The following is a 14,122-nucleotide window of genomic DNA, read 5'->3' on the forward strand; positions in this document are numbered from 1 at the left end:
CACAGTAACGACCAAGGCCGCAGTACGGGAGGCGCCGCTCCAGAATGCCGGACCGGCTCGCTCAGAATGCCCTCCCCCTGCGGCCCTGCTGATCGCAGAGTGGCCTGGAGCGCGTGCCGACCCGGCAAGCGTCCACGTTCTGTTGCGCCCAGCTCGCCTTGAAGGAGGCACTCGTGCCGGTCACCGCCTGGCTGCCACTGCAAAGCCGCACAGCCACACAGCGTGAGCAAGCGAAGCTTCAGCACCGCGGCGTACCGATCCCGCGCACCCTTCCGTGAGCGGGCAGCGCGGTCCCGGGCTTCTTGTCGCAGTCGATGGGCCCAGCGGGGTCGGCAAGTCAACTCTGACCAGGTCACTCACTATCCGCCTGGCAGACGACGGACATACGGTGCACCGGACGGCTGAACCGTCCGACGGGCCTATCGGCTCGCTCGCACGCACACTGACGAACACCGCCGACGGCCTCACTCTGGCTTGCCTCTACACCGCAGACCGACATCACCACTTGGCGCACGAGATCGAACCGCGGCTGGCAGCGGGAGCGATCGTGATCACCGACCGATACATCGCGTCTGGCCTGGTGATGCAGCAGCTCGACCATGTTGACCCCGACTACCTCCGAGCCCTGAACGGGCCGGTCCGTGCACCGGACCTCCTTCTGGCGCTGACAGCAGACGACGACGTCATCCGACGACGTCTGACCCGCCGCGGGACGCACAACAGATACCAGGACCAGCGCGGCTCCAGCCAAAACGAGGCGGCGTACCACCGAGAGGCCGCTCAGCACATCGGCGGGCGGGGTGCGCTGGTCCACACCATCGACACCACACACCTGACCGCTGACGCCGTCGTCGCGCTCGCACACAAGTACGTACGCGACGCGCTCGGCACGCTCGGACACACCGCTGCATGATCATCGCCACGATCAGACCCGGGCCGCTGCAACTCGCTTCCCGTGTGCGTCGCGGCAGCTGCCACCCGACCGGTGGGGACACATCTACAACGCTTGCGGTGGCAGGCACCTTCTCTGCTCCCCAGACTCAGCACCGCCCCGCATGAGAAGCGTTCACAACCCCGACTGAAGGATGAGGATGAAGCTGACGACTGAAACGGCCCAGCCGCACTCGGCGCGCGAGGCGATGGTCGCCCGGTTGGAGGGCCGGTTGGTTTCGCCGGCGGTGCTGGCCGCGTTGCGAACTGTGCCGCGGGAGGCGTTCGTGCCGGAGGGCACGCCGCTGGAGGAGACGTATGCGCCGGACCGGCCGGTGGTCACTCGGCGTGATGAGCATGGCGCGGACACCTCGTCGGTCTCGGCGCCGTCGCTGCAGGGAAGGATGATTGAGCTCGCGCAGATCGGTCCTGGCGCTCGGATGCTGGAGATCGGTAGCGGTGGCTACAACGCGGCGCTGCTGGCCGAGGTCGTGGGCGAGGCGGGGTCGGTGGTGAGCATCGACATCGACCCGTGGGTCACGGCGCGCGCCGTGGAGTGCCTGGCAGCGACCGGATACAGCGAGCAGGTGACGGTCCTGACCGGCGACGGCGAGCTGCCGGTGGAAGGTCATGGCCCGTTCGACGCGATCTTGGTGACGGTCGGTGCATGGGACATCGCGCCGGCCTGGCTGGACCAGCTGGTCGAGGGCGGGCGGTTGGTCGTGCCGCTACGGATGCGGTCGGTGACCCGCACGCTCGCGCTGCGCTGGGCCGGCAACCACCTCGTTTCGGAAGGCGCCGAAACCGGCGGATTCGTCCCGATGCAGGGCATCGGCGGACACGACGAGCACGCACTGCACCTGCCCGACCCCGACGGCGGACACCTGACGCTGCGATTCGACGACGAGGTACCCGCCCGCCCCCATCTCCTCGACGGCGTCCTGGCCACCCCTCCCGTGGAGGTGTGGTCCGGCCTGCCCCTGTCTCATGGCCAGGACTTCTCCGGCCTGCACCTCTGGTTCGCCTCGTTCCTGGACGGGTTCTGCCGGATCAACGCCGACCCAGGAAGCGAGCTGGCCGGGCTACAGGCACAGACCTGGTTCCCATTCGGGACCGCGGCCGGAGACTCGTTCGCGCACCTCGCGATCCGACCCCTTGCCGAAGGCGGCGGGGTGGAGTTCGGAGCCCGGGCTTGGGGACCGCACGCCATCGAGGCCGCCGAGCGGCTCAACGCTCAGATCGAGGCGTGGGACAAGGCCGGGCGCCCGGACCACGCAGAGATCGCCTACTGGCCCGAGGGCGCCGACCTGACCGCTGCGCCAGGTGCCGCGCACCTGCGCAAGGCGCACGGCGTCCTCACGATCTCCTGGCCGCTCGAGTCCTGACCGGCCAGGACACCCCGCACGACAGCATCACCTTCATCACCACCTTCAAGGAGGACACAGCATGACCCCCACCCTGGCCCTGGACGCCCCCGCCCCGACGCTGGACCTGGCACTGCTCGACGACGACTTCGAGCTCGACCTGCGCGTGATCGAGTCGACGACCCCGCTGGTGGCCACGATGTGCTCCACGAGCGACGGCTGCGGCAGCTCCTGCGAGAACAGTGCGTGCACGACGGGCAAGAACGCGCCGTTCTGATCCCGCAACCCTCTGGTGGCGCACCCGGTCGGGTGCGCCACCAGCATCAACCGGAAGGAGTCCTGAGATGGCGCCACTGCTGCGCACCACAGGCCCGCTGCTCGTGCGGGCATCCACCGCCCCGGACGACCTTCCCATCCCTAGCGGGCTCGACCCAGCAACGGCGCCCATCGCCGACCTGACCCGGTGGCTGGTGACTGCCTGGGCACACGATGGGCTACGAGAGGCAATCACCGTCGCCAGCCCCGCGCTCGCCGATCGCATTTCAACGCTCCTGACCTCACCCAGCACTATGCGGAGCGCGGCGGAGCCCCGCACTATCCGGCGCCTCGTGCGCAGCCTGGCGACCTATCTGATCCGGTGGAAGCGGCGCAGCACCCCGTTCGGGCTGTTTGCAGGCGTGACCACCGCCGCCCCAGGACTGACCATGTCTCGAGCGCTCCCCGCCTGGCGACCGGTGGCTCGCCCGGATGCCGAGTGGCTCCGCCTGACCAGTGCGGACCTGGCAGAAGGCTCGAACCTTGCCGAGCACCAGATAGTGACCGCCAATGCACTCGCCGTTGAGCGTGACGGTCGGCTCCTGCTCGAACCACGCCAAACCGGCGACGACCCGGGAACCACGCTGCGGGACATCTCGATCCGCGCCACTGCCCTGGTCCGCGCCATCCTCGCTACCGCTCGCACACCCGTCGAGCTGGCCGTCCTTAGCGGGCGCCTGGCCCAGGCCACCCAGGGCGACGACGCCCGGCGCGAACGGCTGCGCGTCCTGCTGGCCGCGCTCCTGGGCCAAGGTTTCCTCGTCTCCTCTGCCGCTCCAGCCTCGACCTCCGGTGACGGCCTGCACGAGCTCCTCGCGCTCGCCGAAGCAAGTAGTGCTCCGGCCGGTGCGGCGTTGGAACGGGCACGGGAGTTGCTCGACCGGTACAACACCCCGGGCGGCGGGACGGCGCCCAATCGCTCTGCCTTGACCGCACTGCTACGGGAGGTGGCGCCGCAGGCCGCCACTGTGCTGGCCGTGGACACTCGCTTCGAGGGGTCTCTCACCGTCCCACGGGCTGTCGTGCAGGAGGCCGAGCGTGCCGCCTCGGCGCTGCTGCGGATGTCGACCGAGCCGTTCGGTGCGGTGCGGTGGCTGGACTACCACGCCCGGTTCCGCGCCCGCTACGGCACCGGCACCCCGGTCCCAGTGACCGACCTGGTCTCCGACGCCGGCTTGGGTTACCCGACCGGGTTCCTGGGTGCACCACGCACCCGGCCGGCGTGGCGGCAGGTCACCGACCGGGATGCCGTCGTGCTGAACCTCCTGCACCAGGCGGCCCTCGACGGCCAGGACGAGGTCATCCTGACCGATGCTGATGTCACCGCGCTCACCGTGGGCGACCCGGACCATTCGGCGCCTCCGGCACGGTGCGAGCTCGGATTCACCATCCACGCTGCCTCACCCGAGGCGCTGGAGCGCGGGGAGTTCCGGTTGGGTGTCTCCGCAGCACCGGAATCATCCACCAGTCTGACCGGTCGGTTCGCCCACCTGCTCGACCCGGGTGACCAAGAGCGTCTGGCCCGGTACTTCGCGGCCCCAGGAACCGCGCCCGACCGGCCTGTCGTGGCGCAGTTGGTCTTTCGGCCGCGGCGGACCAGCGCCGACAACGTCGTGCGGGTGCCGGTCCTGACCGATCACGTGATCGTGCTGGACGAGCACTACGACGGCTCCGCGACCCACATCGGCGTCCACGACCTGGCCGTGACAGGGGACGACGACCAGCTCTACCTCGTGCAGGCCTCGACCGGCCGGCGGGTCGTCCCGGTTCTGCCGCACGCACTGGAGCTGACCTCGCGGACCCCTCCGCTGGTGCGGTTCCTGGCCGAGGTCGCCGACGCCCGGTGCATCGTGTTCCGGCCGTTCGACCTCGGCGCCGCCCGCACCCTAGAACACACCCCACGGGTGCGGTACGGGCGCACCATCCTGTCTTCCGCCCGCTGGACCCTGCACACCGACCAGCTCAACGGGCAACGCTCCTGGTGGGACCGGTTCGACGCTTGGCGCACCTACCACCGCGCACCCTCACGGGTCGTGCTTGCCCAGGGCGGCACACACCTGCCGCTCGACCTGAACCAGCCCCTGGACCGGCACCTACTGGAACGCCTAACCGCGGGCAAGAGCACAGTCGAACTCCACGAGCAGATCCCGGACGGTGACGGGTGGCTGGGCCGCCCGGCCGAGGTCATTGTTCCCATGACGCCCCTTGACCCGCCCGACCGGCTCCCACCGAGCGCAGTTTCCATGACCCAGCAAAGCACCACCGCGAACTACGCCACCGTGGACATTGCGCAGAAGAGCGCGGTGAGCCGTGCGCTATCCGGCCCCGCCGCGGCGGCGGGCGGTCGTCTTCTAGGTGACGGGCTGGTCGTGGTGCGCATCGCCGGTGCTCCGGCTCGGTTCGACCAACTCATCACCGACCACCTCCCCCGCCTGTCCCGCGAGATGGCCGCCACGCACCCCCACCGGTGGTGGTTCACCCGGCTGCGGGACCTCGTGCTGCCCGAACGCGACCAGTACCTGCAGATGACCCTGGACCTGCACGACCCCACGGCTGCCGCAGCGGCACTGCCGACCGTTGCTCGCGTTCTGGAAGACATGGCCGCCGCCGGCATGCCGAGCGAAGCCAGCCTCCACGCCCATCACCCCCGCACCGGGATCTTCGGCGCCGGGCCCGTACTGCAGGCCGCCCATGACGTGTTCGCGGCCGACGCGCTCGCCGCCGTCGAGCAGGTCCGCCTCACCCGCAACACCACCAGCGTCGTAGCCGGCCAGGGGCCGGGGCTGGCCGCGGCGTCGCTCGTCGACCTGGCCACCGCGCTTACCGGCGACACCACCGCCGGCTACCAGCTTGTGCTGGACACCGTCCCGCATGCCCCCGGCAAGCTCGACCGAGACGCGATCGATCTTGCGTGCTCGTTCGCCGACCCTACCGCCGACCACAACTTCCTCCGCGCGGCCGGCGGCGACGCGATAGCCGATGCCTGGGCCTACCGGCGGGCCGCAGTGGCCACCTACCTGGACCGCTCGGAGTCCGGTCCCGCTCGGGGGACGGCGAACAGGGTGATCGGTGCACTGTGGCGCGATCACTACGCACGAGTGCTCGACGTCGACGTCGAGCTGGAGCACGCTACGCGTCTGATCGCCAGACGTGCCGCGCAGCGACTCCTCGCCCTGCACGCGCTCTCACGGATCGACCGGCAAGAATCCCTCCAGCCAGCCGGGGGACAGCGATGAACACCCCGAGCCTCGAACAGGCTCCCCCCTCAACGCAGTCGCTGATCAGCGGCAGCGCCGGGCAGGTCCTGCTGAGTGTCGAACACGCGCTCGCCGGGAACCAGACCTGGGACCGAGCCCGTGCAAGACTGCGCGCCCTGGCCGCGGCACCAGTCGAGGCGGGCGGGCACACCGGACTGTTCTACGGCGCGCCCGCCCTGACATTCATCCTGCACACAGCCCAGGCCGACGGGCACCAACGCGCAAGGGCCACTCTCGATCTCCTGGACGCTCACCTGACTCGGCTCGCTCGTGTCCGTCTGGCCGCTGCCGAGCGCCGCATCGCCGCTGGCCTCGCGCCCGAGTTCTCTGAGTACGACCTGTTCCGCGGTCTGACCGGATACGGCGTCCTACTGCTCCTGCGACAGCCCGGCAGCAACGTCACGGCCGACGTCCTGGAGTACATCGTCCGCCTGACGCGACCCCATGTGGACGATGGCGTCTCCCGGCCCGGTTGGTGGGTCGAGCACGACCCCGATCCGGCCGCGCCTACCCCAAGCGGGCACGCGAACCTTGGCATGGCGCATGGAGCGGCCGGGATCCTGGCCCTGCTCGGCGTCGCTGCCCGCCGCGGGATCGCAGTGCCCGGACAGCTCGACGCGATCAGGACGCTGCTGGACTGGTTCGACCAGTGGCGTCAGGACGGCCCAGATGGCACCTGGTGGCCGCAGTGGCTCACCCACAACGAGCTGCGCACCGGTCGGCCCGCTCACCAGCACCAGCCACGCCCCTCCTGGTGCTACGGCTCCCCAGGAGTCGCCCGCGCCATCCAGATCGGCGCGATTGCCGCCAACGACCACGCCCGCCGTGCCACGGCGGAGGCCGCGATCGCCTCCACCTTGACCAGTGTCCAGGTCGCACGGCTGACCGACTCTGGTCTGTGCCACGGGATAGCTGGCCTGTACCAGAGCGCCTTCCGCGCCTCACTCGATGCCGCCGACTCCATCATCACCGACCGCCTACCCACCGTCGCTCAGCGCCTGGCGGCTGTCGCCGCCTGCCCTGCCGATGCGCCCTTCGGCGACTCAGGCTTCCTGACCGGACGTGCCGGCGTGGACCTGGCCGCCGCGAGCCTGGCTCACGACCAACCCCCGACCTCCGGATGGGACACATGTCTCTTGATCGCCTGACCCGCGCTGATCCCCTTGCCGCCGCCGTCGTGGAAGCCCTGACCAGGCCGGTCCCCGAGGTTGCCGGCCAGCACCGCATCGACCCTGACATGCTCACCGACGCGGTGGACTCGTTCATCATCGCTGGCCTGGCAGCCCTCAACGCGAAAACGGACAGTCGATGGACCCAGGCCAACATCGCAGTAGCCACGAGCTCGGCGCTCGACGAGGTCGCGTGGGCCCTGGACGAACTCGGTCGAGACGGGGCTCACAGAGGCTGGTGGTTCATGAACAAGCCACCTGGCTGGCGCGTCCGATTCTTGGATACGCATCGTGCGGATCTCGCCCGCACCTTGGACGCCCTCCGAGCTGAAGGCGTCGTCAGTGAGTGGACCTGGTCGACCTACGAGCCCGAGACGACGGCGTTCGGCGGCGGCGCCGCGGCGGCCTATGTGCACGATCTGTTCTGCGCCGACACCCGTGGCATCCTGGAACATCGTGCCTCGCCCGGTGGCCTGGGCGTGAAGGAGGCCACGATCGCCGCGCTGGCCGCGCTGGCCCGCGGCGCCCGGCTCGACATGTTCGAGACCGGGGACATGTTCGCGAAGATCGCCTCGCTGCGCCCGCCGGTCCCCGCTAAGCGGGTCGAAGAGGTGCGCCGGCTCGCCGACTTGCTGCGCCCTCACCTCCTCGCCCACCCGGACCCTGCCGCGCTGGCTCCGGTCGCCGGAGATCACCTTGAGCCCTGGGTCGGGGCCTTCCATACCGCTGGGTCCCAGCTGGCCGACCTCGCTGCCACCGGGCAGTTGCGCCGCGGACTGCGGTCCGTGCTGGCCCAGATCGTGATCTTCCACTGGAACCGCCTGAGCCTGTCCGTCGGCACGCAGACCGCCCTCTCCGCCGCGGCAGTCCACGCCCTGCTCCCCGGAGACCAGCCATGACCACCAATGCGCCCAGCAGCACCCCGCCGACCAGCATCCTTGGCGGTGCACGCACCAGGGCCGAACTCGACGCCGCCGTCCGCCGCTTCCCGCTCGTAGCCTGGGCACGCCCAGCCTGCCCGCCCCTCCCCGAACGCGTCGCGGACCTCGCCACCCGAGCTGAGACGCTTCAGGACGCTCCATCGGACCGGGACGCCGCCGAAGGCGCCGCAGCGCTGCTGAACCTGGCTGCACTCATCGCGTCCGACTGCCGCGACCCGGCCCTGGCTGAAGACCTCTGCCGCCAACACCTGGACAGCCTCCTCAAGCACCAGAGACCCCTCGCGTACTCCGAGGCGCCGCTACTGCTGGGACCGGCGACCAACCTCGCCCGGCTCCGCATGCGCGCCGCAGACGGCGACAGCGCGCTGACCATCCTCGTCAACCTGCTACGCGGAGTGCGGCGCACTACCGACGTCACGATCGACGGCCGCACCCTGCCACTGTCGACCCTGCACGGCCCAGAGACGGACAAGCAGGAGCTGACAAAGTCCGTCTGGATGCAGCTGCTGACCGACGGCACCAAAGCCCTGACCCTCGCCGGTCGATGGGCGGACGCCGCCCAACTGGTCGAGGCGTACAACGGCATCGGCCTGCACCTGTTCGAGGGACGGCAGATCACCATCATCAACCACCTCCTCAACGGCGACACCACCGGAGCCCGTGCCGCCCTCGCAGGCGCCGGCCTCACCGAGGCCTGGGAGCACGAGGTGGCTGCCTGCCTCCAGCTCCTCCTGGCCCAACCCGCCGACGCTAGCGCTTCCGTCGAGTCCCTCGTCGCCCTGCACGACGAAGCCCAAGGCCACCCGGAACGGCCGCACTATCGTGCGCGCCTCGGCGTCACCACGACGGTCCTCGTCGCACCCCACGACCAGCACCTGGCCGACGACGTCCTGCAGCGCACCGCGCTCGAAGCCCTGGACGCGCACGATGGGTACGCCGCACGTGAGGTGCTCCAGCACACCGGAATCAACAGGGTTCTCGACCGGGGCCAGGCTGCCGCGCTCGGCCATCTCGTCAGGGCCGCCGGGCTCACGGGAGGACAGCTCACCGGACGCATCCTGGCTACTCTCCTCGACGCAACGGCGAGCGCGCGGCGAACCCTCGCTGGGGCGTACCGCACCACCGTTGAAAGCCGGTGATCGCCCGGCACGAAGCAGGCTCCCCCGACCGGATGGGCGTCGGGCCGACGGCACGTGGCGTCGTGCCAGACTTGCGGCCATGCCTTCGCCGACCGTGACACAGGACGCCCAGGTTCTCTGGGAGTTCCACCAGATGCCCGACGAGGAACTTCCGACCGACGTCGCGATCGGCCTCGGCGGCCACGACATCAGCGTCGCGGAGCACGCCGCGGACCTGTATCGGCGGGGCAGGTTCCCTCTGGTCGTGTTCAGCGGGGCGAACGCGCCCACGACGGTCGAGAAGTTCCCGCGTGGTGAGGCGGTGCACTTTGCCGAGCGTGCCGAGCAGCTCGGTGTGCCGCGTGAGGCGATGGTGCTGGAGACGAAGGCAACCAACACCAGCGAGAACTTCACGTTCACGCGCGACCAGCTCGTGAGCCAAGGGATCGATCCGAGGTCGGCAACCATCATCAGCCGCCCCTACCAGCAACGTCGCGCCTGGGCGACCGTTCAGAAGGTCTGGCCCGGGCTGGAAGTGGTGTGCTCGGCGAGATGGCAGGCGCTGGAGGACTACATCGCTTCCATTGGCGACGAACAGCGGGTGCTGAACATGCTGGTCGGGGATACACAGCGGCTGTGGGTCTACGCCGACGCCGGGTTCGCCGTCCCGGTCGAGGTTCCCGACGATGTGCGAGCCGCGTACGAGCGGCTGGTGGCCGCCGGGTACACCAGCCGACTCGTCAACCCGTAGACCGCTTCAGGCCAGAGGCACGTCAGCCAGCCGGGCCAGCCGAGCCAGGTCGACGCCTGGTCGACGGCTCATGGTCTCCACGAGCGAGGACACGACCTGACGGGTGATGTAGTGGTGGCGCACCTGCGACGGCGCGACCGCTTCGGCCTGCAGAAGGGTGGCCAGCGCACTGTCATGGTTCCCGGCCGCGAAGTGGGCGCGGGCGACATCGAGGTGCAGGCGGACCTGCCGCTCGATCGGCGCATGCTCGACGTCCAGCGGTGCGCCGACGGCGAGAACGGTGTCCATGTCGCCCAACACCGCTGCAATGTTCGCTCGGTGGATCGCGACATTGGTGGGACCGAACGCCGTCCATAGGTCGTTGCGGTCGACACCGACTACCAGGGCTGCTTCATGAGCCTCATCCAGGTACGCGGCAGCCTTGGCGCTATTCTGGTCGGCGGCCAGCAGCACCGCGCCGGTCAGGAGCATCGTCCCGTAGACCGCGGCCGAGGCGGCCGTCTGGGACATGCGCCGCTGGAACTCGCTCGTTGCCCGATCTACCAGGGTCAGAGCCTCGGGCCGGCGACCGGCAGAAGCCATGGAGTACGCCGCAGTGCGCAGCAGGGACATCTGCAGAGTCGGATCACCACTCGCCTCGGCGGCTGACACGCCTCGGTCGGCGGCGATCCAGGCAACGTCGGCGCTGCCAGCTTTGGACAGGACGATCGCGCCGACCTGATTGGCCAGCGCGAGCACCCGGGCATCGGTTGACCCGCCCCGGCGTTCCATCGCGCGCAGTGCCCGCAACGCTGAGGAAGACGCGAGTGCGGCAGCTTCGAAGTTGCCCGCCTGGTACGCGTCAAACGCGGTAGCGACCTCGGATTTCGCCGAGGTCAGGTCTGCCCTGGTTGAGTCGGTGCCGGTCGCCGGAGCGTAGGTGAGCAGCGCTTGGCGTAGAAGGTCGATCGCGGTGTCTGGAACGTCGGCGCTCGTACCGGACGTGTGGTCCTCGTCCGCCCAGGACCGGACCCAGGTCGCGGTGTCCGGACCGCCCTCAGCAGAGCGGCCCCGCCGAGTCTTGTGGAAACCAAGCTCGGCATCCCTGGCGACGCCGAGCACTGCCCGCAGGCCCGCCCGGTAGTCGGCGTTCGGCCAGCGGATGAGCCCCCGCTCGTACCGGGCGAGGGTGTCGACGTCCAGGCCACTCTGCCTTCCCGTGGTGCGCCACACGTACTCGTTGACAGCTCGGGCCAGCTCCGCACGTGTCATAGGCGTTCCGCTGCCCGACGGAGACAGCGTCGCTTCGCGACGCCGCCGCAGGTGGTCATTGACCATGAACGTCCCTTCCCCGTCGTAGAGAAGCTGCGGATCACACGGTGTTCCTGCCTCAGCCCCGTGCGGGAGAGAAGTAGTCGCCGAGCATCTCGGTCGTCCAGCCCGCTTGGTGGACCTCGCCCCTGGGGCCGAACTCGTCGAACCACGGTTTGATGTCCAGAACTGGGGTGCCGTCGACCGCGTCGAGGTCTTCGACGTGCAGGTCAAGGCCATCGACGGCCAACAGGCGGCAGCGGGAGATCCCGAGCCAGTTCTGCCGGCGCATGTTCCGGTGCCCGAAGATCCCGACCGCCGGCCAGTCCGGATTGTTCCGCGGTCGCCTGGCGCCCGGGTGCAGGTCGGCCTGGTCGGTGAGGTGGAAGAAGAACGCCACTTCCAGGTGTGAGAACTCCTCCAGGCCGGCTGTCGCGTCGTTGGGGAACTGGTCGGCGTCGATCCGGATGATCGCACGGGTGCCACCCCAGTAGTCGTCTGTCGGCTCAGACCGGCCCCCGAGCACGGTCGCGACGGGGGTCATCTGGATCGGGTTCACAAGGCTCCTACGTCAGGTTGCGGTGAGATAGGCGGCGGCCCGCTGGTCGAGTTCTGCCGCAACGGGATTAGTGGTCCGGGCCGGCGCCAGGGCAAGCCGCATGGTGTGGACCGTGTTGCGTGCCCGCCCGGATCGGACGCCGTCCATGGCGGTGAGCGCGTCTGACCATGTGGCGTACGCCTGGTCGAGTCGACCGGCAGATGCCTGGATCTCCGCGAGGTAACCGAGGGTGACCGCGTGCGTCCTGGCGAACGGTTGGCGAGCCCGGACCGCGACGCTGTGCCCGAGCGCAGCCTCGGCCCCGGTCAGGTCCGCGCTCGCGTACAGGGTGCGACCGGTCTCGTGGGCGAGGGACGCCTCGGAGAAGAAAAACACCCGGCCCGGCTCACCGTCCGGGGTGGCGCGTGCGAGGTCGTCCTCCGCACGAAGCAACGCCGCGCCGGCAGCACCCGGGAGGTCGTTGGCCGCCAGCGCGCGGGCGTGGACGACGCCGAGGAGAGACCGTTCCCGTGCGCACGCCGCGCGGTAGCGGGACCGTTCGACCGACGCTTCAGCCAGGTCGAGCGCGCGCTTCGGCGCGTCCAGCTCCAGGGCTTGGTGAGCCATGGCTCGCAAGGTGTGCGCCGCCATCGCCGGATCATCAGCTTCCTGGGCGAGACGTACGGACGAGTGGAAGAGTCTCTGGGCGAGAGCGTGCTTGCCGTCGTCGAACGCCATCCACCCTGCGACATAGGACAGTTCTGAGGCCGACGAGAAGGCCGTCCGGCGCAACGCCTGGGATCCGTAGGTACCGTCGAGCATGGGCAGTACCTCAGTACGGAGGTATCGGGTGATTGCGTACAGCTGGTGTCCACCGCCGTGACGCTGGTCTGCGCGCGAGAACTCGATCACGGCTGCCTGGACAGGCGCGACATCCTCAGTACCGATCCGTCGGCCGGGGAGCGCGGTCGGATCCGGCATCGTGAGCGATAGGGCCGACCAGGCCGCAGCGCCGAGAAGCGCGCGCCGCGTGACATCCATGTAGTCGCTCCCCAGACCGATCGACGACGCCAGCGTATCGGGAGCCACCGCCTCACGAAGCCAGGACGCCCGCTCGGCACGTGCGTCACCGGCCTGTGCCCTCGCCGTCGAGACCGTGCGACCACGGCGAGTGGGGCGGAACCCGAGGTCAGCGTCGCCCTCGACACCGAGGACGGCTCTCAGACCGTCCCGGTAGGCCGTGTTAGGCCACCGTGTGCTTCCGCGCTCGTAGCGAGCGATCGTGTCGACGTCGAGGCCGCTCTGTCTACCAGTGGTGCGCCAGAGGTAGCCGTTGACGGCTTCTGCGAGCTCCGCCCGGGTCATCGGAGCGCCGCTGCCCGACGGCGACAGCGTCGCCTCACGGCGTCGGCGCAAGTGATCGTTGGCCACGAGCATCCTCTCCCGTCCCAGACCGGCTCGCTCCGCTCGGTCCCACATCAGGGTAGGGACCACACCCACACCGACGGGCGATTCGGTCCAGATTGCCGGACCAGAGACTCCAGATTGCCCTCCAACGCGGCGCCGCCGTAACGGACAGTGAGAGTGCGTCCTGTCGTTGCTACCGATTGTTGGGGATCACCGTGGGCCCGCGGACGACATGGCAAGCGGCTGTGGTGTTGGTGGCAATCGCCCGCGCGCCAAGTGCTGCCGAACCGGCCCTTCCGGTCAGCTCAGTTAGCCAGCAGAGCCGTTGTGACGCTGTCCCACCGGCAGGTGAGCCCGTCCCGGATCGAACACGGCAAGACCATCAAACACGTGTCGCCCGTAACGAAGGAAGTCAGTGTTCGCTGCTCAGAGGGGTCGACCACTTCAGCACGGTTGTCCCGCTGCAGACCTTGAGCGCGACCTCGACCACGCGGCCGTCGGTCAGGAACACGGTGCGCAGTGTCTGGGTCACGATGACCGAGCCGGTGAGCCCCAACGCGGTGCTCTCGGGCTCGGTGGCGAGCCGGGAGGTCACTTCTTCGAGTACGTGGCTCTGCGCTACCCCGAGCCGCTCACTGGCCAGCTCTCGTGAGCCGCCGGTCGATACCGGTTCGGCCAGTTCCGGGGCGGCCTGTACGACGTAGGGAGGGTAGTAGGACGAGGAGTAGTGGACCGGGAAGCCTCCACGTGCCACGACCCTGCGGCGCACCTGGATCGGCGAGCCAGGCTCGACGCCCAGGCGTGCGGCGACTGCTTCTTCTGCGCCGACCGTACCGACCTCGACGATCGTGGAAACCTCCCCCGTGGCCAGCGCAGCGCCCGTGGACGCGTGCGTACGAACGCGCGTGGCGATGTTGTCGCTTCCGTAGTCCGTCACGACCGTGCCCGCACCGGTACTGGCGCTGGTCAGGCCCTCCTTCTTGAGGGCCGCGTACGCCCGCACCGCGGTCGCGTTGGACACCTCCCACTGGTCCATGACCTG

The 14,122-nt window shown here is 69.5% G+C and carries 12 protein-coding genes; 8 read left to right on the forward strand and 4 right to left on the reverse strand.

What is annotated here, in order from left to right; translation table 11 throughout:
* The first annotated feature begins 274 nt into the window (after nucleotides 1–274).
* The 8 genes from tmk (at nucleotide 275) to ACIPN7_RS14665 (ending at nucleotide 9,845) form a co-directional block, all read left to right on the forward strand.
* The gene (gene tmk / locus ACIPN7_RS14630; RefSeq protein ID WP_400543209.1) at nucleotides 275–913 is read left to right on the forward strand and encodes a dTMP kinase; all 639 of its coding nucleotides are present in this window, start codon (nucleotides 275–277) and stop codon (nucleotides 911–913) included.
* 178 nt (nucleotides 914–1,091) lie between these two features.
* Nucleotides 1,092–2,315 (forward strand): methyltransferase, FxLD system, encoded by a 1,224-nt coding sequence (fxlM, locus tag ACIPN7_RS14635; protein WP_400543212.1) that lies wholly within the window; start codon nucleotides 1,092–1,094, stop codon nucleotides 2,313–2,315.
* Between the two features lie 61 nt (nucleotides 2,316–2,376).
* The gene (gene fxlA, locus ACIPN7_RS14640; RefSeq protein WP_400543214.1) at nucleotides 2,377–2,571 is read left to right on the forward strand and encodes an FxLD family lanthipeptide; all 195 of its coding nucleotides are present in this window, start codon (nucleotides 2,377–2,379) and stop codon (nucleotides 2,569–2,571) included.
* A gap of 67 nt (nucleotides 2,572–2,638) precedes the next feature.
* Nucleotides 2,639–5,845 (forward strand): lantibiotic dehydratase, encoded by a 3,207-nt coding sequence (locus ACIPN7_RS14645; protein ID WP_400543217.1) that lies wholly within the window; start codon nucleotides 2,639–2,641, stop codon nucleotides 5,843–5,845.
* A complete protein-coding gene (locus ACIPN7_RS14650) occupies nucleotides 5,842–7,014 on the forward strand; it encodes a lanthionine synthetase C family protein (protein WP_400543220.1) in 1,173 nt (390 codons plus the stop codon). The genes ACIPN7_RS14645 and ACIPN7_RS14650 overlap by 4 nt, the downstream gene beginning before the upstream one ends.
* Nucleotides 6,996–7,934, forward strand: coding sequence for a thiopeptide-type bacteriocin biosynthesis protein (locus ACIPN7_RS14655; RefSeq protein WP_400543223.1), 939 nt, complete (start codon nucleotides 6,996–6,998; stop codon nucleotides 7,932–7,934). Before ACIPN7_RS14650 ends, ACIPN7_RS14655 begins: the two co-directional genes overlap by 19 nt.
* Nucleotides 7,931–9,115: a hypothetical protein gene (locus tag ACIPN7_RS14660; protein ID WP_400543226.1), complete on the forward strand. Its 1,185-nt coding sequence runs from the start codon at nucleotides 7,931–7,933 to the stop codon at nucleotides 9,113–9,115. The genes ACIPN7_RS14655 and ACIPN7_RS14660 overlap by 4 nt, the downstream gene beginning before the upstream one ends.
* A 79-nt stretch (nucleotides 9,116–9,194) precedes the next feature.
* Nucleotides 9,195–9,845 carry a YdcF family protein gene (locus ACIPN7_RS14665; protein WP_400543229.1) on the forward strand — a complete coding sequence of 217 codons (651 nt, stop codon included), beginning with the start codon at nucleotides 9,195–9,197 and terminating at the stop codon, nucleotides 9,843–9,845.
* Between the two features lie 6 nt (nucleotides 9,846–9,851).
* Here the strand turns inward: ACIPN7_RS14665 and ACIPN7_RS14670 are convergent, their stop codons facing one another.
* The 4 genes from ACIPN7_RS14670 to ACIPN7_RS14685 form a co-directional block, all read right to left on the reverse strand.
* Complete coding sequence (locus ACIPN7_RS14670; RefSeq protein ID WP_400543231.1) at nucleotides 9,852–11,162, reverse strand: hypothetical protein; 1,311 nt, start codon at nucleotides 11,160–11,162, stop codon at nucleotides 9,852–9,854.
* Nucleotides 11,163–11,214: 52 nt separating this feature from the next.
* Nucleotides 11,215–11,694, reverse strand: a complete 480-nt coding sequence (locus ACIPN7_RS14675; RefSeq protein ID WP_400543234.1) for an SAM-dependent methyltransferase — start codon at nucleotides 11,692–11,694, stop codon at nucleotides 11,215–11,217.
* 12 nt (nucleotides 11,695–11,706) lie between these two features.
* On the reverse strand, nucleotides 11,707–13,104 hold the full coding sequence (locus ACIPN7_RS14680) for a hypothetical protein (RefSeq protein WP_400543237.1): 1,398 nt from the start codon (nucleotides 13,102–13,104) through the stop codon (nucleotides 11,707–11,709).
* Nucleotides 13,105–13,492: 388 nt separating this feature from the next.
* Nucleotides 13,493–14,122, reverse strand: a 630-nt coding sequence (locus ACIPN7_RS14685) for a GntR family transcriptional regulator (RefSeq protein ID WP_400543240.1), incomplete at its 5' end; no start/stop codon positions are given.

The organism is Promicromonospora sp. NPDC090134, assembly GCF_044746965.1.
Classification (GTDB): Bacteria; Actinomycetota; Actinomycetes; order Actinomycetales; family Cellulomonadaceae; genus Promicromonospora.

Excerpts from the sequence above, each read along its gene's own strand:
- fxlM (WP_400543212.1), top strand. The coding sequence starts at position 1,092 with ATGAAGCTGACGACTGAAACGGCCCAGCCGCACTCGGCGCGCGAGGCG.
- fxlA (WP_400543214.1), top strand. The coding sequence starts at position 2,377 with ATGACCCCCACCCTGGCCCTGGACGCCCCCGCCCCGACGCTGGACCTG.
- ACIPN7_RS14645 (WP_400543217.1), top strand. The coding sequence starts at position 2,639 with ATGGCGCCACTGCTGCGCACCACAGGCCCGCTGCTCGTGCGGGCATCC.
- ACIPN7_RS14650 (WP_400543220.1), top strand. The coding sequence starts at position 5,842 with ATGAACACCCCGAGCCTCGAACAGGCTCCCCCCTCAACGCAGTCGCTG.
- ACIPN7_RS14655 (WP_400543223.1), top strand. The coding sequence starts at position 6,996 with ATGTCTCTTGATCGCCTGACCCGCGCTGATCCCCTTGCCGCCGCCGTC.
- ACIPN7_RS14660 (WP_400543226.1), top strand. The coding sequence starts at position 7,931 with ATGACCACCAATGCGCCCAGCAGCACCCCGCCGACCAGCATCCTTGGC.
- ACIPN7_RS14665 (WP_400543229.1), top strand. The coding sequence starts at position 9,195 with ATGCCTTCGCCGACCGTGACACAGGACGCCCAGGTTCTCTGGGAGTTC.
- ACIPN7_RS14670 (WP_400543231.1), bottom strand. The coding sequence starts at position 11,162 with ATGGTCAATGACCACCTGCGGCGGCGTCGCGAAGCGACGCTGTCTCCG.